The 26894-nt window shown below is 38.1% G+C and carries 32 protein-coding genes and 1 tRNA gene; 14 read left to right on the forward strand and 19 right to left on the reverse strand.

What is annotated here, in order from left to right; genetic code table 11:
• Positions 1 to 7: 7 nt before the first annotated feature.
• The 6 genes from ruvX to hisA all read right to left on the reverse strand — a co-directional run bounded on the left by ruvX (position 8) and on the right by hisA (position 6152).
• Positions 8 to 493, reverse strand: a complete 486-nt coding sequence (gene ruvX, locus SOI84_RS00810; RefSeq protein WP_320674515.1) for a Holliday junction resolvase RuvX — start codon at positions 491 to 493, stop codon at positions 8 to 10.
• Positions 493 to 1539 carry a hypothetical protein gene (locus SOI84_RS00815; protein ID WP_320674516.1) on the reverse strand — a complete coding sequence of 349 codons (1047 nt, stop codon included), beginning with the start codon at positions 1537 to 1539 and terminating at the stop codon, positions 493 to 495. Before SOI84_RS00815 ends, ruvX begins: the two co-directional genes overlap by 1 nt.
• A gap of 50 nt (positions 1540 to 1589) precedes the next feature.
• On the reverse strand, positions 1590 to 2768 hold the full coding sequence (locus SOI84_RS00820) for a F420-0:Gamma-glutamyl ligase (RefSeq protein ID WP_320674517.1): 1179 nt from the start codon (positions 2766 to 2768) through the stop codon (positions 1590 to 1592).
• A gap of 89 nt (positions 2769 to 2857) precedes the next feature.
• Entirely contained in the window at positions 2858 to 3406 is a 549-nt protein-coding gene (locus SOI84_RS00825) for a thylakoid membrane photosystem I accumulation factor (protein WP_320674518.1), read from the reverse strand.
• 38 nt (positions 3407 to 3444) lie between these two features.
• Complete coding sequence (locus tag SOI84_RS00830) at positions 3445 to 5091, reverse strand: DUF3685 domain-containing protein (protein WP_320674519.1); 1647 nt, start codon at positions 5089 to 5091, stop codon at positions 3445 to 3447.
• A 293-nt stretch (positions 5092 to 5384) separates the two neighbouring features.
• On the reverse strand, positions 5385 to 6152 hold the full coding sequence (gene hisA / locus SOI84_RS00835) for a 1-(5-phosphoribosyl)-5-[(5-phosphoribosylamino)methylideneamino]imidazole-4-carboxamide isomerase (RefSeq protein ID WP_320674520.1): 768 nt from the start codon (positions 6150 to 6152) through the stop codon (positions 5385 to 5387).
• Between the two features lie 116 nt (positions 6153 to 6268).
• On the opposite strand from hisA, the gene SOI84_RS00840 reads away from it, so the two are divergent.
• Positions 6269 to 7174: an NAD-dependent epimerase/dehydratase family protein gene (locus tag SOI84_RS00840; protein WP_320674521.1), complete on the forward strand. Its 906-nt coding sequence runs from the start codon at positions 6269 to 6271 to the stop codon at positions 7172 to 7174.
• Here the strand turns inward: SOI84_RS00840 and SOI84_RS00845 are convergent.
• From SOI84_RS00845 to SOI84_RS00855, 3 genes are all read right to left on the reverse strand, one after another.
• Positions 7161 to 7712: a CDP-alcohol phosphatidyltransferase family protein gene (locus tag SOI84_RS00845; RefSeq protein ID WP_320674522.1), complete on the reverse strand. Its 552-nt coding sequence runs from the start codon at positions 7710 to 7712 to the stop codon at positions 7161 to 7163. The genes SOI84_RS00840 and SOI84_RS00845 overlap by 14 nt on opposite strands.
• An 86-nt stretch (positions 7713 to 7798) precedes the next feature.
• Positions 7799 to 8857 carry a hypothetical protein gene (locus tag SOI84_RS00850; RefSeq protein ID WP_320674523.1) on the reverse strand — a complete coding sequence of 353 codons (1059 nt, stop codon included), beginning with the start codon at positions 8855 to 8857 and terminating at the stop codon, positions 7799 to 7801.
• Positions 8858 to 9240: 383 nt separating this feature from the next.
• On the reverse strand, positions 9241 to 9477 hold the full coding sequence (locus SOI84_RS00855; protein WP_320674524.1) for a ribbon-helix-helix domain-containing protein: 237 nt from the start codon (positions 9475 to 9477) through the stop codon (positions 9241 to 9243).
• Between the two features lie 148 nt (positions 9478 to 9625).
• On the opposite strand from SOI84_RS00855, the gene SOI84_RS00860 reads away from it, so the two are divergent.
• The 3 genes from SOI84_RS00860 (at position 9626) to SOI84_RS00870 (ending at position 11520) form a co-directional block, all read left to right on the forward strand.
• Positions 9626 to 10243, forward strand: coding sequence for a PCC domain-containing protein (locus tag SOI84_RS00860; RefSeq protein ID WP_320674525.1), 618 nt, complete (start codon positions 9626 to 9628; stop codon positions 10241 to 10243).
• On the forward strand, positions 10240 to 10476 hold the full coding sequence (locus SOI84_RS00865; protein ID WP_320674526.1) for a DUF6737 family protein: 237 nt from the start codon (positions 10240 to 10242) through the stop codon (positions 10474 to 10476). Before SOI84_RS00860 ends, SOI84_RS00865 begins: the two co-directional genes overlap by 4 nt.
• Positions 10477 to 10596: 120 nt before the next feature.
• Entirely contained in the window at positions 10597 to 11520 is a 924-nt protein-coding gene (locus SOI84_RS00870; protein WP_320674527.1) for a GNAT family N-acetyltransferase, read from the forward strand.
• Positions 11521 to 11575: 55 nt separating this feature from the next.
• On the opposite strand, the gene SOI84_RS00875 is transcribed toward SOI84_RS00870, so the two are convergent.
• The 4 genes from SOI84_RS00875 to SOI84_RS00890 form a co-directional block, all read right to left on the reverse strand.
• Positions 11576 to 11770 carry a hypothetical protein gene (locus SOI84_RS00875; RefSeq protein ID WP_320674528.1) on the reverse strand — a complete coding sequence of 65 codons (195 nt, stop codon included), beginning with the start codon at positions 11768 to 11770 and terminating at the stop codon, positions 11576 to 11578.
• A 26-nt stretch (positions 11771 to 11796) separates the two neighbouring features.
• Positions 11797 to 12477, reverse strand: coding sequence for an SDR family oxidoreductase (locus SOI84_RS00880; RefSeq protein ID WP_320674529.1), 681 nt, complete (start codon positions 12475 to 12477; stop codon positions 11797 to 11799).
• A 108-nt stretch (positions 12478 to 12585) separates the two neighbouring features.
• Positions 12586 to 13239, reverse strand: coding sequence for an endonuclease III (nth, locus tag SOI84_RS00885; protein ID WP_320674530.1), 654 nt, complete (start codon positions 13237 to 13239; stop codon positions 12586 to 12588).
• A 190-nt stretch (positions 13240 to 13429) separates the two neighbouring features.
• Positions 13430 to 14089 (reverse strand): TVP38/TMEM64 family protein, encoded by a 660-nt coding sequence (locus SOI84_RS00890; RefSeq protein WP_320674531.1) that lies wholly within the window; start codon positions 14087 to 14089, stop codon positions 13430 to 13432.
• A 406-nt stretch (positions 14090 to 14495) separates the two neighbouring features.
• On the opposite strand from SOI84_RS00890, the gene SOI84_RS00895 reads away from it, so the two are divergent.
• Positions 14496 to 15554: an ABC transporter ATP-binding protein gene (locus tag SOI84_RS00895; protein WP_320674532.1), complete on the forward strand. Its 1059-nt coding sequence runs from the start codon at positions 14496 to 14498 to the stop codon at positions 15552 to 15554.
• Between the two features lie 372 nt (positions 15555 to 15926).
• On the forward strand, positions 15927 to 16505 hold the full coding sequence (locus tag SOI84_RS00900) for a ferritin (protein WP_320674533.1): 579 nt from the start codon (positions 15927 to 15929) through the stop codon (positions 16503 to 16505).
• Between the two features lie 49 nt (positions 16506 to 16554).
• Here SOI84_RS00900 and SOI84_RS00905 read toward each other — a convergent pair whose 3' ends face one another.
• Both SOI84_RS00905 and SOI84_RS00910 read right to left on the reverse strand, forming a co-directional pair.
• Entirely contained in the window at positions 16555 to 16824 is a 270-nt protein-coding gene (locus SOI84_RS00905; RefSeq protein WP_320674534.1) for a hypothetical protein, read from the reverse strand.
• A gap of 10 nt (positions 16825 to 16834) precedes the next feature.
• Positions 16835 to 17428: a helix-turn-helix domain-containing protein gene (locus tag SOI84_RS00910; protein WP_320674535.1), complete on the reverse strand. Its 594-nt coding sequence runs from the start codon at positions 17426 to 17428 to the stop codon at positions 16835 to 16837.
• A 460-nt stretch (positions 17429 to 17888) separates the two neighbouring features.
• Here SOI84_RS00910 and SOI84_RS00915 point away from each other — a divergent pair, with 460 nt between their 5' ends.
• Positions 17889 to 18623, forward strand: coding sequence for an AhpC/TSA family protein (locus SOI84_RS00915; RefSeq protein WP_320674536.1), 735 nt, complete (start codon positions 17889 to 17891; stop codon positions 18621 to 18623).
• Positions 18624 to 19372: 749 nt separating this feature from the next.
• On the opposite strand, the gene SOI84_RS00920 is transcribed toward SOI84_RS00915, so the two are convergent.
• A complete protein-coding gene (locus SOI84_RS00920) occupies positions 19373 to 20707 on the reverse strand; it encodes a Rieske 2Fe-2S domain-containing protein (protein ID WP_320674537.1) in 1335 nt (444 codons plus the stop codon).
• 302 nt (positions 20708 to 21009) lie between these two features.
• Here SOI84_RS00920 and SOI84_RS00925 point away from each other — a divergent pair, with 302 nt between their 5' ends.
• From SOI84_RS00925 to SOI84_RS00940, 4 genes are all read left to right on the forward strand, one after another.
• Entirely contained in the window at positions 21010 to 21993 is a 984-nt protein-coding gene (locus SOI84_RS00925; RefSeq protein WP_320674538.1) for an ATP-binding cassette domain-containing protein, read from the forward strand.
• 83 nt (positions 21994 to 22076) lie between these two features.
• A complete protein-coding gene (locus SOI84_RS00930) occupies positions 22077 to 22811 on the forward strand; it encodes a multidrug ABC transporter permease (RefSeq protein ID WP_320674539.1) in 735 nt (244 codons plus the stop codon).
• Between the two features lie 21 nt (positions 22812 to 22832).
• Complete coding sequence (locus SOI84_RS00935; RefSeq protein ID WP_414153638.1) at positions 22833 to 23621, forward strand: ABC transporter permease; 789 nt, start codon at positions 22833 to 22835, stop codon at positions 23619 to 23621.
• A 75-nt stretch (positions 23622 to 23696) separates the two neighbouring features.
• A complete protein-coding gene (locus tag SOI84_RS00940; protein ID WP_320674541.1) occupies positions 23697 to 24428 on the forward strand; it encodes a type 1 glutamine amidotransferase in 732 nt (243 codons plus the stop codon).
• Between the two features lie 11 nt (positions 24429 to 24439).
• Here SOI84_RS00940 and SOI84_RS00945 read toward each other — a convergent pair whose 3' ends face one another.
• A complete protein-coding gene (locus tag SOI84_RS00945) occupies positions 24440 to 24742 on the reverse strand; it encodes a hypothetical protein (protein WP_320674542.1) in 303 nt (100 codons plus the stop codon).
• A gap of 128 nt (positions 24743 to 24870) precedes the next feature.
• Between SOI84_RS00945 and SOI84_RS00950 the strand changes: the two genes are divergently transcribed.
• Both SOI84_RS00950 and SOI84_RS00955 read left to right on the forward strand, forming a co-directional pair.
• Positions 24871 to 25350, forward strand: a complete 480-nt coding sequence (locus tag SOI84_RS00950) for a pentapeptide repeat-containing protein (RefSeq protein ID WP_320675484.1) — start codon at positions 24871 to 24873, stop codon at positions 25348 to 25350.
• Between the two features lie 58 nt (positions 25351 to 25408).
• A complete protein-coding gene (locus SOI84_RS00955; protein ID WP_320674543.1) occupies positions 25409 to 25684 on the forward strand; it encodes a SemiSWEET transporter in 276 nt (91 codons plus the stop codon).
• A 56-nt stretch (positions 25685 to 25740) separates the two neighbouring features.
• Here the strand turns inward: SOI84_RS00955 and SOI84_RS00960 are convergent, their stop codons facing one another.
• Together SOI84_RS00960 and SOI84_RS00965 are read right to left on the reverse strand one after the other, a co-directional pair.
• The gene (locus tag SOI84_RS00960) at positions 25741 to 26184 is read right to left on the reverse strand and encodes a hypothetical protein (protein ID WP_320674544.1); all 444 of its coding nucleotides are present in this window, start codon (positions 26182 to 26184) and stop codon (positions 25741 to 25743) included.
• A 40-nt stretch (positions 26185 to 26224) separates the two neighbouring features.
• Positions 26225 to 26309, reverse strand: a tRNA-Ser gene (locus tag SOI84_RS00965).
• A gap of 349 nt (positions 26310 to 26658) precedes the next feature.
• Between SOI84_RS00965 and SOI84_RS00970 the strand changes: the two genes are divergently transcribed.
• Entirely contained in the window at positions 26659 to 26862 is a 204-nt protein-coding gene (locus tag SOI84_RS00970; RefSeq protein ID WP_320674545.1) for a hypothetical protein, read from the forward strand.
• Positions 26863 to 26894 lie beyond the last annotated feature (32 nt).

Raw genomic sequence — 26894 nt, forward strand, 5'->3', positions numbered from 1 at the left:
TTTTAATTCATAATCCACTATTACCTACCACTTTGCTATCAACAGTTACTGTCAAGTGGACCGGTTTTAGTTCAGGCCCTTCCCTTAACCATTGCTCAAGAATTAGAGCAGCTGCTGCACTGTCTAGCGCACCACTACGATCTTTTTTTAAATTGAATTGTATGGAGGCAGACCAGCTACTGCTGTGTTCGTTCACCCATGCAACAGGAAGTTGGAGAGAATGAGCAATTCTTTTGCCCAATCTTTGGCATAAATAGGTTTGCTTTGTTGATAAACCTTTTGAGTCCATAGGCAAGCCAATTACAAGGCCTTCAACAAGGCGTATTTGACAATGTCTTTTGAGTATTTCTATATCGTGATCAAAGTTTCCTCTGTGGAGAGCTGGCAGGGGCTTGATAGTTATGCCAAGAGGATCACAGCCTGCCAATCCGATTCTTTTATGACCAATATCAATACTTAAAACTGACCGAGGAAAAGGCTTTTTTGTTTTCATCACCTTCTTTCTAGACTGGGAGTTGGAAGTTGAGGTTGCTGAGGTTGCAATCTCCCTAGCATCGATTCAAGAGCTCTTGATTGAGAAGTGAGTTTGCTTGTACTTTTTCGTCTCCAGAGACTTCTACCAAGAAGTATTTCCTCGTTAGATTTTTCCCATCCATATTTTTCTAATATTTCGTTTATCGGTAAGTCATTTGCTGTTGTTTCGAGTTGAAAATTACTTGTTTCTATAGGCAGTTTGCTGAGGATTGATGGGAGGATATTTGAAAGGCGATTGTCCCAGGCGAAATCTCTAAGTAGTTGAATGACTTCTTGAGGCTTAAACCCTGGTTGACTGATCAGTCCTGCTAAGGCATTAGTTGTGCCCTCTTTACGAGAAAGAAGCACACCACTGCATTCTTTTTTTTGATTGAGCAAGTCTCTCCAATGTCTATCTGAAATTTGTCGTAGGTGAGCAGAAAGATTTGTTTGTTCTAGAGACCAAAGGATTGGTGCATTCCGACGAGTCAGCTGTTGCCATTCATATTGTTCTGGAAGAGAAGAAATTGGGTAATTAATTTTATTTTTAATGTTTTTAGAGGGGTTCCAGTATTGAAAGAGTTTTAATGGTTGGAAGCCAAGCTCTCTTGCTATAGCTAACTGTTCATTATTATTTGCAGAACATCTGACAACCCAACTTTTTGAACGACTACTGTCGAACTCTAAGGCACTTTTAAAAAGTGCAAGATATATATCTCTCGAAGTATTTCTTTTTGGATTTTGGAGGATTTTAGGAAATGTTATTGACCAGCAAGTTCCTTTAATATTATATGGTTGAATAACTATATATCCGATTACTTTGTTCTCTTCCAGAGCAATTAAGCAAAAAGGGTTTCGTGATGGAAGCAGTTTTACAAAGCTATTCTCTGCAATGGCAAAAAAACTTCTTAAAAGCAATGCCTGCAACCAAGCAGAGTCTTTTGCTTGGTTGCAGGCATTAATCATTGGCAAGTGAGTAGCCCTAAGGGACTCAACTCGAAGGTTGCTGGCGCATTCTTCTCTCAAGCTAATCTCAAGATGCCTGTTCTTAATCTATCCATTATTGGTGGATTGGGTTAGGTCTTATTTTGATTTGGTCTTACTAAGACAATAGGGGTTTGCTGATTCGCATTTCCTGCAGGGTTGTTCTGGAGTGAAGATAGCAAAAGGCTTTTGTCACAATTTGAGCTTGAGGCTACAACTTTCACCCGCCCCAGGTCATTTACATCGACAATTGCCACTCTTGCTCCAAGTCTTTTGGAGGCTTCGTCGCATATTTCTTTGGATCGTTTTGGACCTAGCACGATTGTCTGGTCATAAGGAGGTGTTGTGCCAGTAATATCATCAATAAGTCTCGCTTGTTCCCCTGCAAGTCGATAGAAGCCACCTTTTATTCCTATTAGTTTCATTCCTGCTCCTAGGCTCCAGGCAATAATTACTCGAGTAGGACCAACGAGGTCAATAAGGGTTTGAAGCCCACAAGCAGTAGCAAGACTGCTTGTGGGATGAAATGCCTTGCATAATATTTTTGCAATCCCGCTTGGATTAATTGTACTTGGGTGTAAATATCTCCCCTGCATTACAGCTAAGGGTGTTTCTCCAATGGTAATAATGTCATCAGGTTTACGAATGTTTTTCGTGTATTGATCAAGAACCTCTGAACAATTATCAAGCATGCCTAGTAAATGAGTTTTTACTGGCAATAATGAATAGCCTTTCCCTTCGATAAAATTTGCCTCTGATGAAGTGAGGGGTTTTGGCCTCTTTATAGAAACAATAAAACAATTATGGCATTTTATCCGTCCAAAAGGTCCATAATTTATCCAGTTAATTTCCACCCAGATGTTATCAGGTGAATTACCTTTGTTATTAGAATGCTGCACATTTAGTTCAATATCTAGTTCGATTTCTGTTTCTTTTTTGCTTTTTACAATGTATGCAAACCAATAGCCATCTTCCCTTGATTTCTCGTCAGGGTGCCAGGGTATAATGCTTATTTTTGATTTAATTCCATCTAAATCTTTATTTCCTAGCAAGGTTACTTTTGCTTTAAGCTCTGGAACCATTACTTCCATTTTGGGGTCAGGATTTATAATCTTAATTCTTCCATTTAGATTAATATGATCAGTCTCAGTGGTAATTCGCCAGCTAAAAGGTTTTAGTAAGAGTGGTGATTTAGGCCTGAGACTATGATGAGTTTCAATACACACAATAAGCAAACATAATATTAGTAATAGGACGCTAATTAAACTCATTTGTATATGGTTTTGGTGGGTTAATTAAGAATAGTTTAATGGAATCGATGATTGCCTTTGGAGGTGATTGAGCGGACGTCACAAGAGAGTTACTGCTGTTCTTTTTCGACAGATGGCTCACTATTATATTCATTAAAACTCTTTATTTTTACAGAATAAGATGGTTTTTCTAATCCTGTCGCTTCGCTTATTGCTTCGTTGATTGTTTCTAGAGATATTTGGCCTTCTTGGTCGAGCTTTACATTTCCTTGACCATCAATAACAACTACTTGAGGGATTCGACCATGCCAATAATAGGAAGGCTTTCTAGGGTCGTCATTGGGTTGATTTTGCAGTTCATCAGTTGTTAGAGGTATTAGTTCTATTGCTCCACTCCAGATAAGTTTTAAAGCTGAAACGGAAGGTGCAAATGCTTTGCTATCAGCACTATCATCTAAGTAGTAAACGATCACACTGGTTCGTTTTTTGTCTAGGGCTTCCGATAAAGTATTAGTTGGTGGGACTAAAGAACCGTTCCCAGCATATATGGGGAAAATATTCCCATCATAACTATTGGTATCTCTAGCAGCGTATGCTGGCACGACATTAACAATTAGTGCTAATAATATTGAGAGGATTGTCTTAAGAAGTTTGGTCATTAGTCTTGGTTTAGTGAAAGTTGAAACGTAGTTTATGTTTATGAGCTTCTAGTCAAGCTTCGACCCATGCCTTGGGCTATTCCTCGCCCAACCAGTCCTATAGCTCTTCCCACTACTTGGGTAAGTATGATCACCATTAAATCTCCAAAATGTTTGACAACTGACTGAATTTGTGGTGCAAGTGCATCGCGTGTCTCAACTATTAAGGCAACTTGTTGCTGCCACCATCCTAGCTGGCGTAGTTCTTCATCACGTGGTTCAGTAAGCATAAGGGGTTGAATGCTTTTGTTTAAGAATCTAAAAAGAAGCCGCTTGCTTTCATACAGTCTTATGGGCCTTTGAATTAGGTTTTGCCACCTTGCTTGACTGTTTAGTTGATTGCGAAACCTTTCCAATTCTCTTGTTGAAATAAGTTGTTGGCAAAGCATATGTCTCCTTAGTTCAGGCCATTCTCCACAGGCATCTAATATTTCCGCACTTATAAGTTCTGCTGTACGTATAAGCCAGTTACTTGTGAGTATTTCAAGTTGCATTACAGCACGAGGGTCGTCAGCTGGTAGAAGCTGTCCATCTACTAATACAGGTTTATTGAGAAGCAGAGGGGCAAGCATTCGACTTGGTTCAGGTAACTCTTCATCGCTTTCAGACAGATCGGTTATACGTAATAGTTGCTCTCCAAGAGGTTTCAGCTCATTACCTTTGGTGATTTGCAAGTAGCTCCCAATCATTTTGCGGATCGATTGCTGACGAATTTCAATTTGTATATTGCTCCATATTTGTTCGATAGATTGATCTGATTTATTGCCATCCATAAGCTTCTGCATGACTTTATGAAGCTGATTTAATAAGGCAACAAGAAGGTCTTTTTGACGTGAGAGGTTCAAGGATTCTATGGCCAGAATTGTACCTGTTGAGTTCGTAATCTGTTCTTCTAAAACAGCTTGAAGTCTTTCATTTATCGCTTTCCAAACTGCAATTGAGTTGCGTTCTTTAAGGGTGATGTTAGTGCCGTATCTGTTGTTAGATTCGTCTGCATTCGTTAATTGCTTGGCTCCAGACACATTGATATTTGAACTGTTTGGTTCGTGAATTGGTCCCCATAGCCATAAAACAAGTGACTTTGCGCTTTGAAGCTCTCTTCTTCGTCCTTCAATGACGAGAATAGCTAATTTATTCGATGTCTTGTGGTTGAGGATGTCTTCTATATGCTTTAGATCAGTGTTGATTTGCTTTAATGCTGTTCTAAGTAGCCAATGACTTAGCCCAAGAGGCATGCTGCGTGGAACAGCTATTGAGTTTGCGTTATCCTTAAGTCTTACAACTCTTCCACCTTGCAATAAAGTTTTAATAGCTTCTTTAAGTGTTTTTAGGTCAGGGGCTTGTAGTAGTCCAGGTGAATCTAATTTCAGCAATTCCATAGCACTTATACGTACTTTCTCTGGGAGAAGCACAAGTACAGGCGAAGGTTCCCAATGTGCTTGAAGTTTTTTTAGCTCAATTTCTATTGTGGTTAGAGTCTCTAGGGTTTCTATTGACCAAATGACTAAGGAAGGATACTTGTTAAGTTGGCCACTTTTCGTAAAAACCTCTACATCAAGATCTGATTGGGTTAGCTGCAATGCCAAAGATTCACCAAGCAAATCAGAGGCTAGTAAAAGAATTTGATTTGAGCTGCTGTTAGCCAAGTCTGTGAGAGCAAAACTTCTTTAATACAAACTTAACTACTAAAATACTAAATCTCCAGTCCATATGTTTTTTTTGGTGATAGATCATTCTCTATATCCGGACCATCCGATAAGAAATTTGCTGTGATCAGCTAAATATCTACGTCGAATAGCCTTTTATTAAAATTTTATTGATTAATCTTTTGGAAACTGGGAAATACTTCAATATTATTCAAATTTTTAAATCATAGCTTAAACCAATACAAGAGAAAATTTCTGGCCATTTTGTTGATATAAGCTTTCAGAGCAGCTTTTCATGCGAATGAGTTTAGGCCTTGTGGGAAGTCTTGAAGTTTATTTTCCCCAAGAGCTTTTTTGGCTTCTTTCAAGTCAACCCTTCCATCATAAAGTGCTCTTCCAACAATTACACCTGTAACTCCAAGTGCTTCAAGGCTAAGTAATGAGAGTAGATCGCTCATGGACCCAACTCCTCCAGAGGCAATAACTGGTTTTTTTGAGACGTTGGCAATTGATCTCATGGCTTTAAGGTTTGGGCCCTTAAGTGTGCCATCCGTTTCTATATCCGTAGTGATGATTGAAGCTATGTCTGAATCATTAAAATATTTTGCTAGTTCAGTTGCTAAAACATTACTCTCGTTTAGCCATCCTTGAGTGGCTACCTTTCCTTTTTTTGAATCTATACCGACTATTATCCGTTCGGGATGTTTTTTGGCTAATGATTTAATCGATTGGGGCTTATCAATAGCTAAGGTCCCCAAAATTATTTTATCAAGACCCAGGTCTATTAGCGCTTCGGCTCTTTCGACTGAGCGGATACCACCTCCTATTTGGACTGGTATCTCTAGTGCTGATGCGATTTTCTTGATGGATGAGTCATTTACAGGCTTCCCACTCCTTGCTCCATCGAGATCCACCAGGTGAAGTCTTGAGGCACCTTGTTTTTGCCATGACAAAGCTTGTGCTACTGGATCTTTATTGAATTGCGTGACCCTTTCATAGTTTCCTTGATTTAGACGAACACAGGTTCCATTAAGCAAATCAATGGCTGGAATGATTTCCATAGGAGTGGCTTTAAATTACTTTTTTTCATCTTGGACTAGATGACTAGCTTAGGAGTAGCCGGTGACGCGCTTCAATAGTCAGACTTAATAAAGTCAAGCTTGTGAAGATTTTGATTATGGGAGGCACCCGTTTTGTGGGTAAGGCCTTATTACTGAAGCTTCAATCCGATGGACATGATCTGACTGTGTTTACCAGAGGCCGCAATCCTGTCCCTGGAAAGGTTGAACATCTCATTGGAGATAGACAAATTGAAGAGGATTTAAATCCTCTTATAGGAAAGCATTTTGACGTCATTGTTGATAGTTCTGGCAGAACTCTTCCTGATACCAGAAATGTTTTAGAAAGAACTGGCTCACCAACGCATCGTTTTCTTTATGTAAGTTCTGCTGGGGTATATCAAGATTCAGATTACTTACCTTTGCGAGAAGATAGCCCAATAGACTCATTAAGTAGGCACATAGGAAAGGCTCATACAGAGGAATGGCTGATCAAAGAGGGAGTACCCTTTACAAGTTTTCGCCCAACATATATATATGGACCAGGGAATTACAACTCAATCGAAAGGTGGTTTTTCGATAGAATTATTTCTGGAAGAGTAATTCCTTTGCCCTATGAAGGTTCCAACTTAACGCATTTAGGTCACGTTGATGACTTGGCAGATGCAATGGCTCGAAGCCTTGTTAATGAGAGCTCGGTTAATCAAATATTTAATTGTTCCGGTCCTAAGGGAGTTACATTTTTGGGAGTTGTAAAAGCTGCAGCACTGGCTTGTGGTAAGAACCCAGAAGATATACAAATTAGAAGGTTTGACCCTTATAAAATAGATCCAAAGGGGCGTAAGTCCTTCCCCTTAAGGTTAACAAACTTCTTAGTTGATACCACTAAAATTGAAAAACTTTTAGAATGGAAACCAAAATATGATTTAATTTCTGGATTACGAGATAGTTATATAAATGATTACTTAATTAACCCAACTGTAGATCCTGACTTTGCTAAAGATGAGCAACTTACTCCCTTTTGAGATAATGAATAGCTGAAAAATAGGCAAAGAATAAGGACAACCAAAAGAAAATCAATGCTGTTTGTATGAAGAGTTGATGCAGCTCCTCATTTCCCAAAAATGATGGCCATAATATGAGATATATAGTTGAAAACTGAAGAATTGTCTTCAGTTTTCCTAGATTTGATGCGGGACCTCCGCTAGGAAGATCTGATCGCCAGCATGAGATAAATACCTCTCTCATTATTAATAAATATACTCCCCAAATTGGTAATACTGATTCTTTTGCAAACCAAAGAAAAATACCTGCTATAAGAACTTTGTCCGCAAGTGGATCCATTTGTGCTCCCCAAGAACTGCCTCCCCCTGAAAATCTTGCCAGCCAGCCGTCTGCAAGATCACTTAGGGAGGCCAGGACCAATATTAAGAATCCAATGAACTGATTACCAGTTGACAGTGAAATAAGAATAGGGATTACAAGGAGAGCCCTCGTAATAGTTAGTGCATTTGCAAGTTTTCTTGCCTTTGTTTTTTGTTTATGGGTAGGTTTTGGATTCAATGAAACTTCTCGCAGAGTTGATCTAATTCGATTCTCATTAAAGCGTTTGATTCTATTTGTTCAGTGTAGCAAAACTTGTTCGAAATCTATTTAAGCTCTTGCCTTAAAATCTTTATTATGGGATCAATCCATGACTCCGCAATTCTATTGAAACCTGCTAGTGCACGATCTAATAAAATTCCTAACCATTGTTTAGAACAATCTTTGATTGTAATGCAATTTTTTTCTTTATCAGAAGTACTAGGCTGGCCGGATAAATTGCTGACCCATTGTTCGTACTTTTTGTTGCCAAATAAAAATCTTGAAATACTGTCTAACCGAAAAAGATCAGTACGCAATGAAAACTCTTTTCTTTGTATGCGAATCATATAGGGAGTTTGAAAATTGGAAATCGCTAATGAGCTGTTCCAGTTTAGGTCTTCTGCTGTGAACTTTTTTCTTGATGGAACAATTAGTCGGCTTTTTGAACCATGGTCCGGTAGATAGGCAGTAAGAAGATTTCTACGTCTTCCAAGCTCTTTTGTTTGTTCATAAGTCAATCCTGTTTTACTCATTAGGATTTCTATTCGGCCATCTCTTCTTAACCCATAAATTACTCTTATTCTTGGGAGGTAATATCTAATTCTCTGGCTAATTGATACATGGTACCCACCTTTATAATTGCTTGGTGCTTCTTGCAAGTCGTTATAGATGCTATGTAAACCACCTATAAATATTTTATATTTTTTTATTCTCTTTTTAGTAAGTTCGCCATAACCAAAGTCCACAACTCCATTATACTTTACTCCTATAAAGGCACGCTGCAATGATGCTGCTCGATTTCTACTGAGCAGAATTTTTTCATTAAATTTTAAGTCACCCAAGTGATATATTACTACATTATTTGATTTATTGATATCAGTTTCGTACATTGGTCCGGAAACATAAGCTAAAGCAGACATATCCTCATATGCCTGTTGTTCCATCCTCCACCCTTCTAGAAGACTAAATTGTACTTTTCTTGAATCTAGATCTATAACATAAAAGTCTTTGTTATCCTTATAGCGCAAGGTAGTTCTTTCTTCTTTGTCAGGATTTTTTGATCCTTGTATAGAAATAGATGGTTGGATTGGAGTGGGCGATGTTCCTAGAACAACGAGACTCACAAAGGTGCCTATAGGAAGGCCGAGAATAAAAAGCCATCTTTTTTTACTTAAGAGTTCGATGGAATTGCAGAACACAGCTTTTTTCTATCTTTCAATGGAGACATACTCCGTTGGGTTTGAAAGATGACTTTTAACCCTAATGGAGCTATTTGTAGGGCGATGCTTTTGGATACTCATATTTACAATTTTTTGTTATCTAAATATTGAGTTAATTGATTTAGGCTTCGGGTCTGAAATAACATATGTCTATTCTAATCTAAATTTCGACAAGTTATGACCGTTTTTTTATTGCTTGTGCTCCTCGGATCCCTTGTCTCCATGCTTTTCATCGTTCAACGACTTGAAAAGAAATAGCCTATATGATCACTCTTTTAGATTTCGACTTAGTTTAGATATTTATGCCTTCTAATTCCATCCTCTATTAAAAATGAAGCAAGGCTGCTACAACTTCGTTTTTCTTTGATTGCATGATACTTTAATTTATTCATGATACCTACAGGTAGGGTAAGGTTTAATCTTTCTGACTCTGCCGCTTCTGCTACTTCAGAAGTGCTGTAAGTCTTATGAAGAGATTTTTGTTGTTTTTGTAGCTCTTCAATTAACTCTTGAATTAATGACACGTTTGGTATGCACTACTAACCAACATAGCCTTTTAGACATAGCCCGTATTTAAATACAACATGGCCTCAGAGAGGAATTCCTTCTATTAAATATCAGACTTTCTTATAAGGTCTATCCCCTAATCTATATGCCCATAACAAAAACTTTATGGAATCTTTGCCACTACAACTGAGTCCTGGTTGTGATCTCCGAGGTAGCCTTGAGGACCTTGGTCGTCAATACAAAGAAAATGGTTTTGTACTGGGTGTGGTAGGGAACCTATCTAGAGCTGCATTTCAATGCCCAGGCAATCCAGAACCGACAATCCTTGAAGGCAACCTTGAGATAATTACGCTTAATGGGACGGTTTCACCTAGTGGTGTACATCTCCATTTAAGTATTTCTGATGGAGCCTGTCAGGTTTGGGGTGGGCATTTGGAACCAGGTAGTTTGGTCTTGAAAGGGGCAGATATTTTAGTGGGTTTTCATACAAGTAATTTTGCTATAGCGCCATCTCTAGATTCACCCTATGAGACAAAATCTCCAAGGTTAAGGATTGCAGTAATCGCTGGCTGCCCATGGTCAGCTAGGGCCTTACGGCTTTTGAGACCTTTAGGCATCCCTTTCTCGATAGAGACTATTGAGGAGCAAGTTGACTTTGAAAAATTAAGACAAATCACTAAATCAGAAACATTTCCGCAAATATTCATCGATGATAATTTTATTGGTGGTTATGAAGCCTTAGTCGAAATTCATGGTTCTGGAAAATTAGAGGACCTTAGATGAAATCCGACAAGGAACTGGAAGCAGCAACAAGTTTCTGGAATGAAAAACCTTGGTGGTGCAGGCCTTGGAGCATTGTAATTACTGGTTTGATCATAGTTGCAATAAGTTGGGCATACTTTTATCCTTTCATAACTGTTTTATGTATTATTACTGTAATTATTTGGTGGTTATTGTTTCTTAAAATAGTTCCAGAGCAATATCTTCTTTCAAATAAGTTAAATGATGATAAATAAGAATTCACTGTAGTTAGTTAATGATTACAGAAAAAGTGAATGAAGACATTGTTTCAAATCTGTTCTTTTTCACAAATTTACTATTTAGTCGTCAATATGTGATCAGCAGTTTCTTTCTTGTTGTCAGAATCTTTTCCTGAACCTCTAAAAAGGAAATCTTTCCTAACTATCAAACCATTAGAGGCAGCGGATATCCCTTTGGTTACAGAATGGGCGAGGCAAGAGGGGTTTGCCCCGGGAAATGGAGACGTGGGTATTTATCAACATACTGATAGGCAGGGCCTTTGGGTTGGGTGGCTTGGGGAAAAGCCAATAGGTTGTATAGCTGGTGTTCGATATAACTCAGAGTATGGATTTCTTGGATTGTTTCTTGTTATCCCAGAGGAGAGAGGGCATGGATATGGCGTACAGCTTTGGCAACATGCCCTAGAGCATTTAGCAGACCTTCCTTGTATAGGTCTTGAGGCTGCACTCAATCGTATTGATGATTATAAAAAATGGGATTTCTCAGTATCTTCATCAACCACACGTTGGCAATGGTTCGGTGATGGGGCAGGTGCCTCGAAAACTCCCTATAACTATGACGAACAACATGGGGAGTTGAAACTTCTTTCTGGTCAATCTATTCCACCAAGCTCTGTCCAGGCTTATGACGCTATGCGTGAGCCAAGCCCCAGGCCTCACTTCATAGCAGATTGGATTAAACATCCAGCAGGAACAGTTATGGCACTTGTTGATAGCAATGGATGTTGTCATGGCTTTGGAAGGATTCGGCCATGTTTACTTACTAAAGGAGAAGGTTGGCGAATAGGTCCTCTTCTGGCGAATTCTCAGGATTTGGCAGAAATTTTATTGAATAGTTTGATTAGACGCCATCCGGGAGCAGTTCTTTTAGATGCTCCAGGGTCTAATCCTTTGGCAGATCAACTTTTTGAAAGATTAGGTTTTAAAGCCTTGTCAACAACGGTACGTATGTATCGCGGCCAGCAGCCTCCTATTTCTATGAAAGATGTTTATGGGTTAGCTTGTCTTGAACTTGGCTAGAGTATTTAAAAAAAAATTTTTTAAATAAGGTCTCTATCAAGCAAGTACATAATTTTCATTTGATTTTTTCTCTAAGGCTTTGCTTCTCTTGAAGAAGCTCATTCTCAAGTTGCTCTATCAGCTTACTGACTAGAGATTGGAATTCAGGCTGGCAACCTTTGAAGGCCGCTTTATGCCTTATTGGTTCATGTCGAGTTCTTAGATCTGTCAGCATTAGCTGTAAAGCATCGATCTTCGCGTTGGTGATCATTTGCTACAGAGGCTTTTGGCAGGTTATTACGTCGAGAGCCTAATTTCCCTAAGTGCTTCTTTCATCTTTATCTGAGGGACTGAATTGTCACTCGTCACTTCTATAATTTCTCCAATTGAATCAGGCGTCTTTATTGCTTCAATGCAGCAGCGTGCTACGAGCCTTCTAGGAATATAGGCATCTTGTTGCTTGTTTGGACCTGTAAAAAGTATTCCTTGTTCTTCAAGATTGTCTTCAGTCTCTGATAGTCCACCCGGTCTAATTACAGTCCAGTCTAGGCCACTTTTCTCAAGTGCTTCCTCGCCCACCCTTTTCCAAATTAGAATTAAACCAAAGAGATTAAGTGGATGGAGTAAACGACCTGCACACAAAGAACTAACAAGAACCAGTCTTCGAACGCCTACCCGCTTACAGCTTTCTACTTGTTTTTGGACTCCACAAGCATCTACTCGAGCAGGACCAGTTAGGTCGAAGGATGGTTTTGCTCCGGTTGCAATCAAGAGGGCGTCACAGCCCTTTATCGCCTCGTCAAGAGAGTTCTCGTCTCCTAGAGAAAGTACGTATTTTTCACAGGTTTCTAGAGTTTCTGGGAGCAACGAACTCTTTCTGACTAATAAACGTACTTTGAATCCACTTGCAAGTGCTTCCTCTGCTATTCGAAAACCTGTTTTTCCGGAAGCCCCGCTAATCGCTAGTTTCACTTGCAAATTTATTTTCTCTTCATGACTTTATAGCTATTCCAGAGCATTTTTGCGAATTTTCTTACGTGGCTTAGTTAGTAAAAGGTAGCAATAGAATTATTAAATATACTTTTGTTAGGCTTTTTTGCAAATGATTGGTTTACATCTATTTGGATAAAGTTCCTTACATATAGAACAAACTCTACCATCACACCCCCTAGCAGTACAGTGTTCTCGTCCATAGAAAATTATTTGCAGGTGGAGTTTATTCCATTCGCTTTCAGGAAATATAGCTTTAAGATCTTTTTCTGTCTGTAAAACATTTTTTCCTTTTGAGAGGCCCCACCTCTGTGCAAGTCTGTGAATATGAGTGTCAACTGGAAAAGTTTGGAAACCAAAGGCTTGTGAAAGAACAACACTTGCTGTTTTATGACCTACCCCAGGCAGTGATTCCAGGTCTTTGAAGTTGCAAGGGACCTTACCTTTGAATTTTTCAATAAGAATTTTGGAAAGATTGGCTATGTTTTTAGCTTTTTGTCTTGAAAGACCTATTTGCCTTATTGAAGATTGTATTTCCCTTTCACCTAGCTTTTGCATGTCTAAGGGGGTATTTGCTTTTTTGAAAAGAGCAGGTGTTATCTCATTAACCTTTTTATCTGTACTTTGGGCACTTAGTAGTACAGCAATTAACAATGTAAATTCATCATGATGATTTAGTGGTATGGGAGGATTGGGGTATAATTCATTAAGACGCTTTCTTATCAAGCTCACTCGATCCAGCTTATTCATTGGATTATTTCAGTTGGAAAGCAATTTGAAAGCAAGCATTACATATTTGAGTAACTATTGGTGTAATTTACAGTAATTATCAAGATGTGTCATAAGCTTTGGCAAAATATATAGTTTTTTATGTCACAAGATTAGCCGAAAGGTTCATTCTCTCTAAGATAGTTTGACCTTAATTTCTATATGATAGAGCTTATAATTGATTATTTTTTTTCTTTACCCATGCTGAAACTAAGCCTAGCAGCAATATTCCAAAGCTAGATAAAATCAAAATTTTACCTCCTCCTTCAAGGATGCCAGCACCCAAAGCCACCACAGGAAGGTCTGAAAGTAAAATACTTATAATTAAGGCTGGCATGAATTTTCTCCAAGAGGTCTTAGTTAGTCCAATTCCATAGCAAACAAAGTCAAAAAGCCCGGTCATTAAAAGTCCTGTCATAAGAAAGAAATTTCCTTCAAGATGTTTATTACTAAAGTTTTCAACCCGTTTCATAAATCTATTGCCTACAAATCGTTTTACTGCTCTTCTACCGTAAACTCTTGATATAGTAAAACATGTTGAACAAGATATGAAATCTGCTAAATAAATAATCAATAAACCTTTCTTAAATCCTAATATACCCCCTGCAAGTAATGAGTATGCAGTACTTGGAAGGGCAGGAACTAATATACTTGTGAACCTTAGAATAAAAATAGAAAACTCTGCTAAGGAGCTTCCATCGCTTACTCCTTGCTTTATTTGATTAATCCCACCAAAGTATATTAAATAAGATACTAGCATGAAAAATATTAGGCCTATAAAGATATTAAAAGCCCTTGTCTTATGAACATTTCCTGAATGGACCATTTTCATGGTTTTGATAATCAAAGTTTTCCCAACTAAAACTATAACAAACCGTAATCTTATAGATAGGCCTTAATTGAGTATAAAAATTAGCCATAGAACTTTATTTTTTAGAAATCCATCTTCTTAAATTTATGATTTGTCGTGTTGATTCACTTTGCTTTATCGCACCTTAATTTGACTCCTTATATTTTTTCGAGCCATCAGAAGCACTTGGTATTAAATGATACGATAAATTGTATCCGATGACCAGCTTTTTTAATTTCCTTTGGATTTTCCCTAATGATCAGAAATACATAATTAAAATCTTTTATATTTATGACTATCTCTGTAGGAGAATCTACAGGCTTTATTGCAGTCCAAAGTCTTACCATCCTGCTTCCTTAGTTCAAATTACGATTATTAAAATTTTTCTGTGCTCGACACTTGTTTAAAAATTAAAGGACTTTGGCATCTTTATGGAAAAAGTTCTACTTCAGATTGGTCTCTCAAGGATATAGATTTCACTCTGGAGAGAGGAGAGCTGGTTGGCCTCTTAGGCCCTTCCGGCTGCGGGAAGACAACTCTTTTAAGGTTGATTGCTGGTTTTGAGAAACCTTCTAAAGGACAGATATATATAAATGGGCGTGAGGTGGCAAGCACGAAGAGATTGGTTCCTGCGGAACAAAGAGGCATAGGTATGGTTTTTCAAGATTATGCTCTTTTCCCCCACCTCGATGCTTGGCAAAATGTATGTTTTGGGTTGCGTCGAGGACAAGATAAAACCAGAGTTAATTATTTGTTGGAACTGCTTGGACTTGCTGATCTACGTTCAAGATACCCTCATGAATTGTCTGGTGGACAAAGACAAAGACTTGCCTTGGCAAGGGCTCTTGCTCCTGGCTCATCAATTGTTCTATTGGATGAACCCTTCTCCAATCTTGATGTTGAGGTGAGGTTAAGGCTCAGAAGCGAACTTTCAGGTGTCCTTAAATCTTGTGGGGCCAGTGGTGTTTTGGTTACACATGATCCAGAAGAGGCTTTGGCAATATGCGATCGTGTGGCGGTGTTGAGAGAAGGTGAGCTGCATCAATGTTCTGAACCAAGTGCAATTGTGCAGGAACCAGCAACACCTTTTGTGGGAAGGTTTGTTCTTCAGCGTAATGTTTTGCCGTTACAAAATTGTGGGGAATTTTGGTCAACTCCAATAGGCTCTATTGAACTCCCTGATCAAGATAAATCTTTTTATGCCAATGAATTAATGATTGACGAGCAAGCTCTATGTATTCAAGCTGACCCTCTTGGGGAAGGAACCATTAAAGGAAGAGAATTTTTAGGCAATTATTGGCTTCTCAAAATACAGGTAGGAAACCATCTTCTAAGGGTTCGTCAACCATTGGACAATGTTTTTGATATTGGTGATACATGTAGTGTGGAATTTTTGTCTGGTGGTGCGGGGATTCTATTTCCAGGATCTATCCCTTGTACGCTTTAGTTGAACTCACAATTAAAACTATTAGATAAAAATTAGATTATAAACTTTTTTGATATTTTATATAGTTAATTAATTTCCGCATTGGCATTTCCCACCTTTCCATTTTGAACATTTTTTCTTCTTGCAACCTTTTTTTCTTGCCTGCTTAGTAGCTTTTCTGGGAGAGTCTTTGGTGAAAGGCAGGCCAATCGAGTGAGACATGGAGGTAAATATTTACCCAGACTTGAGATTGATTCGCATTATATGCAATGTGGATTGTCATTAATTAGATCTTTGCATTAAATCAACGGGATGTATCATTTTGTACATCTACTAAAGTGGGTATTGTTAAAAGTGCAGTACTCACAAATTTCAGAATTGCTTTTTTAAACTATGACCTCTTCTACTCATACTTCCGTCTACAAGGTCTCTACAGGTCCAGCGGGCAGGGCGATGGCTCAGCCTATGGAAGCAGCTTTGGTAGAAGCACTACAACAGCACCTCACGATGGAGCGCTGTGCAAGTGCAGCTTATTTTGCGAATTCCATCTGGTTTGCTGAGCGTGAATTACGTGGATTTTCTCAATATTTCAAACAAGAATCTTTAAATGAACAAAGCCATGCTGGGGCTTTCGCGGACTATTTACTTGCTCGTGGACAAACGGTATTGCTTCAAGATATACCAGCTCCTCGTCAAACCTGGAATTCAGTTGAAGAAGTGATGGCTGTTGCTTTCCAAATGGAAGCTGATGTGACTTCCTCCTTGCACCAGCTTTATGCCATGGCCGAAAGATCCTCAGATATGAGAACCACTGTATTTTTAGATCCCACTATCGATAACCAAGTTGATTCTGAGAATGAGTTTGCTCATCTTCTTGGTCGTGTAAAACTTGCCAGTAATGAGTCCTCTGCACTATTAATTATTGATGGGGAGTTAACTAACGGGAATCACAAGCCAGCTCAATTAGCCTAGATAAAGGTTGATTAATGGCAATTTCCAAAAGCTAAACATATAGTTTGGTCTAGATTGAGTTTCTAGAACTTACCTCTAGTAGAAACTCGATCGAATATTGATCATACTTTTCAGATTTAAGCCAAGTTTGAGCACTTTTATTAACTTCCCGCTTTCTCCTTATAAGAGCATGCAACTCGTTCATGAGTCGGCTTGTAAGTTCGGCGTCTCTAGATACTTGGATAGAGTCAAGTAGTTGTTTGATTCGATATCTAATCGAATCAACTTCTCTACAAAGCGAACCGATCAGTGTGTCTGAAATACTAAAAGAAGTTTTCATTTGTCTCAAATCAGGCTGCAAGTGGCGAATTTTCAACAAGTTTTGGAGCTAAACGTAGAATTTGCTCTCCGCTAGGAATATTCAATAACTCAGCAGAACGCAATCGAGATATCAGGCGAGTAGAAGTTACTCGAGTGGAGCCAATAAGTTCCCCAATCCTTTCATGGGTTAATCGAAATGGGAGGTCACACCAATTTCCACATCTACGGCCTAGACGATTTACCAGAAGAGCTAAAAGCGCTTGCAAACGTTGTTCTGCACTGCCAAGGTGACGGATACGAAGCAATTGCAAAGTCCATTCATTGACTGCATCGAAACCAATTTCGTCAGTATTCTCAGAGTTTCGTTTAAAAGAAAAAGTCGTCAAGGCTTCAAGGCATACTCCTTCACTGCAGAGTCTGTCCGTTCTAAGTAAGTCACCAGCCTGTAGAAAGGCCAATGTCATGCCTTCTGTTTCTTGGCAAGGACAATAGACTCGAGCGACTCCTTCAAGCACTTCAAGGCAACTAATTCTATTAGAGGAGGCTGGATCTAATAGAATTGTTTGTCCAGTAGGCATTCTTATGCTGCTTATTGGATCGTCTGGGAGATAACGGAAGCTCATCGAAAAAAAGAGGGAGCTTGTTGAGAACTTCTCTCAACCTATAACAACGAGATCCTTTTTTGCAAGCGATTCTCAATAGCAACTCAATTATTGAGACCCCTATAGATCTTGATGCCTAGGGGTGTATAAAGTATTAGCTCTTGTTGTCTCGAATTTTACCTTTTCATCCTTAATGTTAGAGGACGAGGAAAAACGATTTTTTCTTGTACTGAAAATTCCGCCCCCACCTCAAGTCTTTGCCAGAGTTCGAAGATTTTCTTATTTAGGCATAAAGCATGAAATGAGTGGTTTGTGGTTCAGTAGGGGGGTAAAGTTAAATTGGAAATTTTATTCGCCAATATCTTTGCCCGATATAGCAGTTAAGGAATTTTTCTTTGTTCTCTCTGACCAGGAAGACTTCTTTCTAGGTATAGAGACTAGATCTTTCTTATAAAGAGTCAGAAGTTAAATCCAACAGTTTATGCAAGCTAGTTTTTTTTCAGAATCTCTCTTCAAACGGCTTTCAAAAGTCTCAAGCATGCAAGAGGACTCCAGAAAGCTCATTATTCTTCTGGGACTTTTAGGTGATTTTGATAGCCTTGAGTATGGGCAACTCTTGGCGTTAAACCTCTCTCAACTTGAAAATAAGAACATTAAAACTCTGCTTATTGGAATAGGTAGTGAGGAATCCTCAAACCGTTTTTCATCATTCACTGGTTTTCCTAGGGATTCACTTATTGTAGAGAAAACAAATTCTCTACATTTATCTCTAGGTCTAAGTCCAGGACTTCAGCTTACAAATAATTCATATATTAATTTACTTTTAATGTGTATGGGCTTTGGATCCCCTGGCACTATTCATGAGGTAATCAGGGGATATGTGGGAGATTTATATTCAAACCAACGAATTTTTTATAGGAATAAAGGAGGAGATCCCTTTTTACCTTTTCTTCAGCCTAAGTTTTTTAGTTTAGTTTTTGGAGATGGATATTTAAGGCCTTTTGAACTCGCTACGGTTCGCTTAATGAATATGATTGAGGTGTTGTCCAATTGGAACTTGTACATGTTTAATAAAGATTATTTGACCCAGAGAGGAGCCACCTATTTTTTAGAAACAGACAATTCTGTACTTTATAGTTATAAGTCAAAAGCTCTTTTAGATTTTACCGAGTCAAAAGGGAAGCCGTTGTCTTTTCTAAATAGATTTATATCATGATCTTAATAATTTTTAGAGCATTAACCTTGTATAGTCTAATCTAAAAAAGAAATAGCTTGATCTTAATTCCTATTTATATATGCACCCTACCTCATTTACTCCTGATTTTATAAACGTTGAAAAGCCCGGGGAGATTAGTCGATGATTACAAGATCTTGTAAATTCTGCGGAAGCAAACTTTTTCGCGCTGATAGAGCACTTGCAGGAAGATTGGTCTGTAGCGTTTGTAGTAAACCTTTTGATGCCTCTAGTAGATCAAGAGCTATAAATAGAATGCCCAAATTTGCTGGAATAGATAAAAGATTATTTTTTGCATTTCTAATAATACTTGTGTTTATCGTAATTGTTTCTCTTTGAGTGACTATGTTATTACTATAGCTTTTATTTCAAGTTGATTTGTAAGAGTGAGTTCTATAGCTTTGAGAAAGATTTTGTTGGAGCAGTGAATTAAATTAACTTAGTCTGGTAGGTAAGGCAAAATAAAGCATGTCTCAAAAACCATTCAGTGTTTGCGACCAGAAACCATAAAGCTGCCAGCTTGACCACAAGAAAATACCAAGGAAGGCCCAGTTCATCCAAGCTGGCCTCTGATTATTTGATGTCAATCTTAAAACGAATTAGTTTGCATAATTATATCTTAATTTAGTTAATTTTGAAAATAACTAAATTAACTGAAATTTGTAATATCAACATATTTTTGTATGAAGACCTGCGTTTCGGGTTAAAAATAAAAAAATAGAATTTTTTAATTATAGAAAAAGTGCCAACAGGCCAATGGGTACCAATAATCTGGCTATTAGGTTTAGGGTTATCGATCGATTGTTTTTGTGCATGAGTGTTTTGTTTTCTGGTGGGTAAGCCATTGGCATATCTAGATGAACTTTATTAGTATCTGCATTTGTAGGATGAAGGTCCCAGGGACGTTCATTATTTAAAGAGTTGTTAAACCAATCCCAATAGTATTGAATCATCTTGTCTTCTCCTAATAGCTTTACATTGTCTTTTTGTATATAGCCCATTTGCTCGTTAAATGTTTGTGTTTTTAGCACGAGATAGTCTTCGCAAAATATTTTATAGAAGATTCTTTGTTGAAGCTGTCTAAATAAAATTAGTTTTGTAATTAACTTGTTTTTCATAAATTTTCTGTAGTGCCTGACGATTACTCTTGATCTGTTTTTAGCTAAAGGTATATGGTCGAGAACTTGTATATATCTTGCAGTTTCTGGGGTTCCTTTGTAGATACATATTCTACCTGGTGGAATAAATTTAATTGTAATAAACTCACCCTTTTCCTTTTCTTTATGGTTATATTTGCTTTCAATATGTCTACCATCTCGAGTTATATTTTGATGAAAACTCGTTATTACTTCTCGATTGACATCCTTATCTGGAATAGTATCACCATGTATCCAGAAAATATGTAAAATGTCTAGGTGATTCTCAATAATTCTTGCCCAATCACACTTGAAGTCTACGCAAACCTCTTCATAGGCATAATCACTTGGCTTGAAGCCATATGACTCTGGTAATGTATTATCCAGAGAAGATTTGATTTCTATTTCAGATAGATCTGTCTTAGCTTTTCCTCCATAATATATATACAGATAACCATCTTTTTCGATGCAGGGATATTGGTATAAATGAATTCTTTTTGCATAGTTATTGTAATTAGAGTCAATAATATGCTGACAGGTGATTCTATCTAAATTTGTACAATTGCCTTCTGCGGAAAATCGACCGCCATGGTAAGGGCATACGATTTCACCATCTTTAATGCCGCCGCCTTGAAAGGAAGCTCCTCGATGAGGGCAAAGGTTCTTAATGCACCTGACCCTCTTGTCTTTATCCCTATATAGGACAAGAGGCTCGTTGTACATACTAAAAAAATGCAGTTTATCTTCTTTTAAATCCTTAGTGGTGCAAATAGCGTACCAACCTAATAACCCGTTGGATAGTTGTCCAGAGGGTTTATTTGAGGTGTTCTTTTCAGTGATGACGGAAGAGTCATTTGAGGTTATGTCATTCTTCGGCAAGCCACTAGGCCAACTAAGTGATGAAGTTGTGGTGAGCCCAGTTTCACTCATGGCTTATTTTGCCTTTTTTTCAGTAAATAACTGTCTTTTGATCTGACAATACTAAGCCATGTTGTCTTTTGTTCCCCGGTGGTTGTAAATCTCTAGGTTCAGTTGACTTGATTTTTTGAGTGGATTTATAAATGAAAAAAGGTTTCTTTGATACGAAATATGCAGCTTTTTTGCATTGCTGTCTAACTGGTAGGCTATTTGTGGTAAGGGTTGTTTTATTGTCAAGGTTTGTTTATTAGACTAGGGGTTATATCCTTTGGAATGACTCTTTTTATTGCCGGTTTTGAGCAGGGAAAGTTTTTATGGCTTTAGTTAAAGCGAAAGATCTATGTAAAAGTTATCGGGTTTCAGTAAAAACACCTGGTATATCAGGAGCATTATCAAATTTTTTCAATAGGAAGTTTCAAACTGTCCAAGCGGTTAGGAATGTGAGCTTTCAGATAAATCGTGGTGAAATGGTTGGGTTTATTGGCCCAAATGGGGCAGGTAAAACCACTACCTTGAAAATGTTGTGCGGGCTAATTTGTCCAACAAGTGGTGAAGTCATTGTTGGGGGTAAGAAACCATTCGCTAGAGATAAAGAATTTCTTCGTCAAATAACATTGGTGATGGGACAGAAGCAACAGCTGATTTGGGATTTGCCCCCATTAGACTCCTTGTATGTAAATGCTGCCGTCTACGGAATAAACAGAACAGAGGCCAAAGAGCGTATAAAAGAACTTTCTTCAATGTTGGAATTGGACGAAGAACTTACACGCCCTGTTAGAAAGCTTTCACTTGGGCAAAGGATGAAGGCCGAGCTTTTAGCCTCTCTTTTGCATCGCCCTTCTGTCCTCTTTTTAGATGAACCTACCTTGGGCTTAGATGTAAATGCTCAGGCTAGGGTACGCAAGTTTTTAGCTGATTACAATAAAAAATATGGAGCAACGGTTCTACTTACAAGTCACTATATGGCCGATATCACCTCACTATGTTCTAGAGTTATGTTGATTCATAAGGGTTCATTGTTTCATGATGGATCCCTAGAGTCTCTTACTGAAAGACTTACACCTTATAGATCAGTAAAAATAGCCTTTAAAGAACCTCAGGAGCATCATTTGTTGAAAAAATTTGGAGAATTAGAAGAGTGTGATGGTTACCTTGCGCGGATCCTGATTCCCAGGGAAAAACTAACAAATTCAGTTTCGTCAATACTTAATAATTTTCCTGTTAAGGACCTTGAAATAGGAGACCCTCCTATTGAGGAACTAATTGGTAAACTTTTCCAATCTGGCAAAGTACAATAATGATTAAATATTTTCGGAAAAAATTCCCTCTAAGAAATATTTTCCAGATTGCATATACATTGTTAAGTACACAATATGCACTTATGGTGGAATATCGGGCCGAAATTGTACTTTGGGCAGTTTCTGGTATTTTACCTCTAATAATGTTATCGATTTGGAGTGGTTCCCAAGCTCTTGTAATTGCAGGAATTACTACAGAGGAAATAACCCGTTACTTTATAAGTGCTTTTGTAGTGCGTCAATTCACTGCTGTTTGGGTAATGGTGACTTTCGAAGAAGATTATGTTGAAGGTAAATTGTCTCCATATTTGTTGCAGCCCTTAACACCATTTTGGAGATACCTTTCCTCACATCTTGCTGAACAAATCACACGCATACCTATAGTCATAATTATGCTTATTTTTGTCTTTTCACTTCTTCCTAAGGCTTTTTTTATACCTAACTTAAGTGATCTTGCTTTGGGAATTTTAATCATATTTATAGCTTTCCTGGTACGTTTTCTCTTGCATTGGACTTTTGCAATGCTTTGTTTTTGGAATGAACGATCAGCAGCTTTTGAGAGGGTTTTGCTTATACCATATATTTTTCTCTCTGGTATGGTTGCTCCTTTGGATACCTTCCCAGAACAGATTAAATCAATTGTTATGTTGACACCCTTTCCTTATTTTTTATATTTCCCTGCTCGCATTCTTTCTGGATCAAACATTGATGTTTTCAATGTGTTCCTAACGCTTATTGTATGGGGATTTATATTATTTCTATGTAGTCTTATTGCATGGAGACGAGGTATTAAACATTACTCTGCAATGGGGGCATAGATATATTAAATGGTCAAGATCTTGAATTTTTATTTTAACATTATAAGATACTTTTGGTTAACTGCGATCGCAACCGAGTTGGAATATAGCTTTAATTTTTTTGTTGAACTAGTAGCAGTAATAGCCAACCTTTTTGGAAGTATTTTCTTATTATCGTTATTCTATACACCTTACTCTAATTTAGGAGGTTGGAGTTGGGATGAATCATTACTAGTGTTAGGGATTTATACCTTCTTAGAAGGTATAACAACCTCGATTCTACAGCCAAACCTTAGTAAGATTGTCCAGCATGTTCAAAATGGTACGCTTGATTTTGTACTTCTAAAGCCTATAGATAGTCAAATCTGGTTGTCTTTAAGAATGTTTTCTCCCTGGGGATTCCCTTCAGTTCTTTGTGGAGTATCTCTGGTTTTATTTTCACTTTTCAGATCTTCCTTTCATATCAATATATTTTCTGGTTTATTGTTTTTGTCGACGATCATCTCTAGTTTGTTGATTCTGTATAGCTTATGGTTTTTGCTAGCCACTACTAGTATTTGGTTTGTAAGGATTTGGAACGCTACCGAGGTACTTAGGTCTATTTTAGTGGCAGGCCGTTATCCAGTCTCTTCTTATCCATATGTTTTGCGTACGATCTTTACCTTTATATTGCCTATAGCGTTTTTAACAACAGTACCAGCAGAGGTTCTTTCGGGGCGTTGGTCAAGCTTACTTGTTACTCTTTCTCTTCCTCTGGCCTTTTTGTTTTTTTACGCGGCTCGCTTTTTCTGGTTGTATGCCTTAAGGTTTTACACCTCAGCTTCAAGCTGACTGATTGATTTAAATTTAATAGGGTTTAAAGTTAGAATTGTCTTCTAATTTTCCACAATACTACTCTAATTATTAATGCCTAGATTAGTTATTCTTCAGCACCTTCAACGAGAAGGTCCCGGACTATTTTCTATCATAGCTCGTGAATTTGGCATTGATATTTCAGTCTACCGCTTAGATAAAAGCTCTCAATTACCAATCATATCTGATATTGATTCACTTTTAATTCTTGGTGGACCAATGAGTGTTATGGACCGAGATAAATCAAAATATCTGTGGATTGACAACGAAATTAATCTTATAAAGCAAGTTCTTTTAAAACAAATACCATTTGTTGGAGTTTGTTTCGGCGCTCAATTACTTGCTTATGCTTCCGGTGGTAATGTTGAAACTTTGATTACTGAGGAAAAACGCGTTAATCCTGAAGTTGGATGGTCTCCTGTCTTCCCCCTTCACCCACAACCTGACGAGCCTTTGTTAGAGTACTTAAAAGAACCAATGCAAGTCTTGCATTGGCATGAGGACAGGATTTTACTTCCCAAATCCGCATCTCTTCTTGCTAGTAGTTCTAGATGTAGAGAACAATTATTCCGCATTGGGCCTAATGCTTACGGGCTCCAATTTCATGCAGAGATCTATGGAGATATGGTTGAAGAATGGATTCGCGAAGATTCTGAATTTATATATCAAGCAATGGGTCGTGATGCCCGATCAGTTCTGTACGAACAGCAAAGGGAATTTTGCCTCTCTAGTCATAGAAACCGGATGGATTTTCTGAGAGGTTTGTTCGCGCAGCTCTTTCCTTGAATATCTTCAAGTTAGCTTCTTGCAAGCCAGGAGGGTGCTCCAATGAAAAAGTCTGCAAGATCATCACCCTGAAAGTGTGATGCATCTGGATCAATAGACCCTAAATTGAGACTATCGAGAAGAGTTTCTATTTGATCAGTTTCATTCTTGCCTTTTAGCTGTTCACGTCTAGCACTATGAAGCCATGAAGCTATGGTTTGATCTTTGTCAGCATATTTATGTAAGTATTTTCTTTCTTCTAGAGTGACTGAGCTTCCTGAGGCCACTCTTTGCATGATCTCTTTTAGAAGCTCCCTTTTCTCGGGGGAAAGCATGTTCTTATATCTAATAAGCCTTTAATAGCGATTTTTGTTGAGAAAGGCTCTTGTTGGCTACAAACCTTTTTATTAACAGAATGTATTTCGAGACAGTATTCTTTGGTTGTGGCTTAAAACGACTCATTATGTTGCGCTTGATTTTGTTTCAGATTCTCTTCCTGGGCCTAATTCTGTCAGTTTCGGTGTTGTCGGCATTTGCTTCGACGGATTACTCAAAAGAGTCTCTTATAGGTGCAGATTTTTCAGGGCAAGATTTGAGAGGAGTTACTTTTAATCTAACTAATCTTAAGCAAGCCAACTTATCTGGATCCAATCTTCAAGGAGCTAGTCTTTTCGGTGCAAAACTTCAGGAAGCAGATTTAAGTCTCGCTAACCTTCGCGAAGTGACATTAGATTCAGCTGTTCTAGAAAGAACTGACTTGAAAGATGCTGTTCTGGAGGATGCCTTTGCCTTCAATACTAGGTTTGAAGATGTAAATATAAATGGCGCTGATTTCACAAATGTTCCGTTTCGAACGGATGTTCTTAAGACTTTGTGTTTGCAAGCTGATGGGATTAATCCTGTTACCGGAAGGAAAACTAAAGACACTTTAGGCTGCAAATAGATATATCCATTGCCTTGCTATATTTAATCATGAATAAATCTATTCTTCTTATTCTTAGATGGATTTGCCCAGCCCTGTAGACTCCTTAGGATTAGTAGCAGGCTGCCTTACTACAATAGCTTTTCTGCCACAAATCCTTAAGACATATCGATCTAGATCTGCTGAAGATGTCTCCTATTCCATGTTTATATTATTTAGCCTAGGAGTCGCGCTATGGGGGGTTTACGGTTGGGAGATACATGCTAACCCAGTAATTATTTCTAATTTAATTACTTTTGTTCTCGCGCTTTCTGTATTGTTAATGAAGGTAATTTTTGCAAAGAGAGAGGGTTAGCTCGATTTGTTCTTTTATAGCTTTGCTTACTTGTAGATTTGAAAGTAAACTTGTTGTTATATTTTATTTGTTTTGGCTTGTTTTCGGAATTCATCCTTAAAGTCTATTCTTTCAGATTCGTTGGTGATATTAATCGCAATCCCACAACGATTGATCACTTGATCTGAGGCCAGTTCTATTATCCTATCTTGATCAAGCGAATTGAACTTTTCATTTCCAGAGAAGGCAAGGTCAAGCCATAGCGAAGGGTTAAATGATGGTTTTGAATTTTCAGTAATTGCAAGCTTTAGAGCACCTTCTTTTGAGACACCCATTCCAATAGCATTGCAGAATTTATTTGAATAACCTTTGCTAACTGTTTCCTCAAGGTTTGCTTTGTCTTCTAATTCTAAACTCTTAGCAGCTTGTACTGGAGGGGTGTAAATCGCGGAGGCTATTAAATAAGAGATAAATAAGCCCAGACCTATGCTTTTTAACTGCTTTAGAAGCTTATTAGACATTTTGTTCTTTGGTGTGCTCAATAATTATTCTATTTAGAAACGGAGGGGGTGGGATTCGAACCCACGGAGGCTCGCACCTCGCTGGTTTTCAAGACCAGAGCCATCAACCACTCGACCACCCCTCCTCATATCGAATTGTCATTCGACTTTTCGATGCTAGCAATTCCCCCTCTTCCTTCCCTAATGCTTTTTTGAGTTTTGAACTCCCATTGTTTTTGATGGATTTCTTGGAATCGATTTTTGTGTTGATTTAGTTTGATCTTTTATTTAGGCGAGACTTTGGTTGATTAGAAGGGGATCTCTCAGAAGCCCTGCAAATACTATTGTTTCAAGTGATTAGGGTTTTTTGAATTATGGAAACCAGATCTTCAAGAAACAAATTCTTGTTTCGGAAGCTTTCTGAATGGGAAGCTCTGTCTTTCTAGTGAGGTTCCTATGCAATAATTTCGGAAATAATTGCTCAGATTTGCTGGCATGGCACCTTCAAATTCAAACGACTCGAATTCAAGATTCCTTGGTGACCTGCCTCTAGCAGGCGGGATAGGTGAAAAAGAACGTATTCGTTACATTTCACACTTGATGTTCTTTATTGGCTGTGGCTTGTTTTCCTTTGGTATTTGGGCTTTATCAGGCTTCACTAGCTCTACAGGTCAGGCAGGTCCTTTCCCATTCTCCTAAATCTCGACAATTAGAGAGTCTTTCAAAAAAGG

Origin of the sequence: Prochlorococcus sp. MIT 1341, assembly GCF_034092415.1 — a bacterium.
Lineage (GTDB): Bacteria > Cyanobacteriota > Cyanobacteriia > PCC-6307 > Cyanobiaceae > AG-363-P08.